This window comes from uncultured Dialister sp., assembly GCF_900538805.1.
Taxonomy (GTDB): domain Bacteria; phylum Bacillota; class Negativicutes; order Veillonellales; family Dialisteraceae; genus Dialister.
The window spans coordinates 1-3,577 of sequence record NZ_UPZP01000147.1; the positions used below are offsets into that span (position 1 = coordinate 1).

The 3,577-nt window shown below is 53.1% G+C and carries 3 protein-coding genes; all 3 read left to right on the forward strand.

What is annotated here, in order from left to right:
* Positions 1-283: 283 nt before the first annotated feature.
* The 3 genes from QZQ29_RS09130 to QZQ29_RS09140 are packed head-to-tail and all read left to right on the forward strand — an operon-like array spanning position 284 to position 3,299.
* Positions 284-1,378, forward strand: a complete 1,095-nt coding sequence (locus QZQ29_RS09130; RefSeq protein ID WP_296962570.1) for an efflux RND transporter periplasmic adaptor subunit — start codon at positions 284-286, stop codon at positions 1,376-1,378.
* 2 nt (positions 1,379-1,380) lie between these two features.
* Positions 1,381-2,088 (forward strand): ABC transporter ATP-binding protein, encoded by a 708-nt coding sequence (locus tag QZQ29_RS09135; protein ID WP_296962572.1) that lies wholly within the window; start codon positions 1,381-1,383, stop codon positions 2,086-2,088.
* Complete coding sequence (locus QZQ29_RS09140; protein ID WP_296962574.1) at positions 2,085-3,299, forward strand: ABC transporter permease; 1,215 nt, start codon at positions 2,085-2,087, stop codon at positions 3,297-3,299. The genes QZQ29_RS09135 and QZQ29_RS09140 overlap by 4 nt, the downstream gene beginning before the upstream one ends.
* Positions 3,300-3,577: the final 278 nt, after the last annotated feature.

A 3,577-nucleotide genomic window follows, 5' to 3' on the forward strand; every position in this document is an offset into this window, starting at 1 on the left:
ACTTTATAAGCATAGCCGCCAAAGGCGGCTATCCACAACCCTCGCAGCCACAGGCTGCGTCAAACCTAAGAACCTTCCCCTCCGAACCCTCCGGCCAAAGGCCAGTCAAACTTCAGAACCCTTAAAAAAAGCTGCAGAGAATCCATTTCTCCCCAGCTTTTTTTATTCCCCAAAACCAAGAAACCTTATCTTCCATATGTATCTCCCCATATGTCTCGTGATATAATATAGTTCAATCTGGGGAATTTATTTCATCTTTTTTTAACAGTAAGGGGGCGGTAGTATGAAGAAGAAAGTACTGATCGCTGTATTGATTATTGCCATCCTTGTGTGCGGCGGGGGCTGGTTCTGGTATAACCGGACCCACCAGACAAAGAAGGAAAATTACACTTTAGGCACGGTGACGCGGGATAACATTATGCTCACCGTAGATGCCACAGGCACCATTGAGCCGGATAACAAAGTCGATTTGTCGGCCACTGCATCGGGCACCCTGGAAAAGGTGTATGTGAAGCAGAATGAGAAGGTGACGAAGGGGCAGGTGCTGGCCACCATTGAATCCAAAGCCCTGACGTCCACCATGAAGCAGGCCCAGAATACGCTGGAGAACAAGGAGTCCTATTTCAACCGTTTGAACACCCTGTATAACCAGGGCGCCATTTCTTATCAGGAAATGGATAATGCCCGTCTGGAATACCGGAATGCCCAGGCTGCCTATGACAAGGCCCAGGCCGATGTGAATGATACGGTGATCACATCGCCTATGGACGGCATTGTTATCGGCGAGCCCATGAAGGAAGGGGAAACCGTGTCCCAGGGCCTTTCCAGCCAGATGGTCATTGTGAGCGTGGCGGATCTTTCCGCCATGCGCATTGAGCTTCTGGTGGATGAAACGGATATCGGCGAGGTGAAAATGGGACAGAACGTGGATTTCACGGTGGATGCCTATCCGAACAAGACCTTCCATGGCGTGGTCACTGATATTTCCAAGAAACAGTATTCTTCTTCCGGTTCCTCTTCTTCCTCATCCTCATCTTCCGTGGTGTACTACACGGTGTATGTGGAAATCAATAAGGACGAACTGGAGGGGCTCTATCCTTCCATGACTGCCAGGGCCACCATCCGCGGCAGGGAAAGCGACAACGCCCTTGAAGTGCCGGTAACGGCCATCCGGAGCGACGGGGAAGGTTCCTACGTGTATGTGAAGAACGGGGACGGCGTGTCCAAGGCCTATGTGACCACAGGCATTACCACCGATAAGGAAGTGGAAATCCTTGACGGTCTCCACGAAGGAGATGAAATCGTGGTGAGCGGTACCGTTTCCCAGGAAAAGTCCACGCCCACCAATAAGGACCAGCGCCCGGGACCGAGGTTATAACCATGGCTTCGGCAGATGAAAAAGAGGTCATCCGTCTTTCAGGAATCGGTAAGAGCTACTATATCGGCAGGGAAGAAGTGCCGGTACTGACCCATATCGACCTTTCCATCAGAAAAGGGGAATTTGTATCCATTATGGGGCCCTCCGGTGCCGGCAAATCCACCCTGATGAATATCTTAGGCTGTCTTGACCGTCCCACCAGGGGCTCCTACCTGCTGGACGGGAAAGAAGTGGCCAACCTGAAGGACAGCGAACTGGCCTATACAAGAAACCGGAAAATCGGATTTGTCTTCCAGAGTTTCAACCTGCTTCCCCGGCTGTCTGCTCTGGATAATGTGATTCTTCCCATGATTTACGGCAGCCTTTTCAAAAATGAAAGAAAGGAAAGGGCCGTCAAAATGCTTGAATCCGTGGGGCTGGGGGACCGTATCAACCATATGCCGGCGGAAATGTCCGGCGGTCAGCGGCAGCGCGTGGCTATTGCCAGGGCCCTCATCAATGACCCGGCCATTATTATGGCTGATGAACCGACGGGCAACCTGGACAGCCATTCCACCAGAGAGGTGATGGAGATTTTCTCCAAACTCTACGAAGAGGGGAAAACCATCATCCTGGTGACCCATGAAATTGATGTGGCCGGCTATGCAGGAAGGCACGTGATTTTATCTGATGGTCACATCAGTAAGGATATCAGGGGGCCGCTGCCATGACGAATATATATATTGAAAGCATATTTATGGCCTGGGGCTCCATTCTGAGCAACAAAATGCGCTCCCTCCTCACCATGCTGGGCATTATCATCGGCGTGGCGGCGGTGATAGCCTTGATGTCCATAGGCTATGGCGTGCAGAACAAGATTGAAAGCAATATTTCCAGCCTTGGCTCCAACACCATCACCGTCACCCCCGGCACAGGCAGGAAACCGGGCATCCGTCCCGCAGCAGGCTCCATGCAGACCCTGACCTACAAGGACTACCTGGCCATCAAGAACCTGCCCAACATCGTCTACGCCGCGCCCCTTGTCAACACGAGCTACCTGGTGGTCAACGGCAATAAGAACTGGACCACCCGGGTCTACGGCTGCACCGAAGACTACGCCACCCTGTCCAACCTGACCGTGGCGGAAGGCCGTTTCTGGACAGCCAAGGAATACAATGCAAGGGCCAGGGTGTGCATCATCGGCAAAACCGTGGCCACCGGCCTTTTCGGCGAAGAATCGCCTATCGGGCAGAAAGTCCGCATCAACGGCAATCCCTTCACCGTCATCGGCGAGCTGGAAGAAAAGGGATACTCCTTCATGGACCAGGACGACAGAATCCTCATCCCCTTCACCACGGTGCAGGAACGAATGATGCACATTACCTATGTGAACAACATCGTCATTTCCTCAGACAACGCCGACGACCTGTCCCAGATCGAGTCCGACGTGACCAACCTACTCCGCACCCGCCATCGCATCCAGACGGGAAAGGAAGATGATTTCTCCATCCAGAACTCCCAGGACCTCATGGAAACCATGAAATCCACCACCCAGACCCTCACCATTTTCCTCGGCAGCATTGCGGCCATTTCCCTTCTGGTAGGGGGCATAGGCATTATGAACATCATGCTCGTCTCCGTCACCGAAAGGACAAGGGAAATCGGCATACGAAAGGCATTGGGTGCCACCTACAACATGATTATCATCCAGTTCCTCATCGAATCCGTCACCGTCAGCGTGGCAGGGGGGATTATCGGCGTCCTCTTCGGCATAGCCATCTCCAAAATCATTCCCCTGGTGTCCACCCTCACCACGGTGCTCTCTATCACCCCCATCCTGGGCTCCTTCCTCTTCTCCGTATTCATCGGCCTCGTCTTCGGCCTCTACCCCGCCCAGAAAGCGGCCAGACTGAACCCCATCGATGCCCTGCATTACGAATAAGACCAAAACCGGCAGAATCTGCCGGTTTTTTTGCTTGACACGCCCTTTGGGCGTGAAGGTTCAGAAGGTTCAAAAGGTTCAGAGGGGTCTGGTGGGCGGCTCCGCCGCCAGTATGAATAAAACCTTTACAACCGGGCTTCGCCCGTTGGAAAAGCGACCCCCTTTGGTGGCTGCGCCACCACCTTTCCCCCGCAAGCGGGGGCACAACAACCCGTGATTTACTTTGTGCCACTTATGAGATAATTGCTTCACGGAGCTTTATTGTCCCACCGCTTCAG

What these genes read in the sequence shown, in the direction of transcription:
- QZQ29_RS09130 (WP_296962570.1), top strand. Translation starts at nt 284, where the DNA reads ATGAAGAAGAAAGTACTGATCGCTGTATTGATTATTGCCATCCTTGTG.
- QZQ29_RS09135 (WP_296962572.1), top strand. Translation starts at nt 1,381, where the DNA reads ATGGCTTCGGCAGATGAAAAAGAGGTCATCCGTCTTTCAGGAATCGGT.
- QZQ29_RS09140 (WP_296962574.1), top strand. Translation starts at nt 2,085, where the DNA reads ATGACGAATATATATATTGAAAGCATATTTATGGCCTGGGGCTCCATT.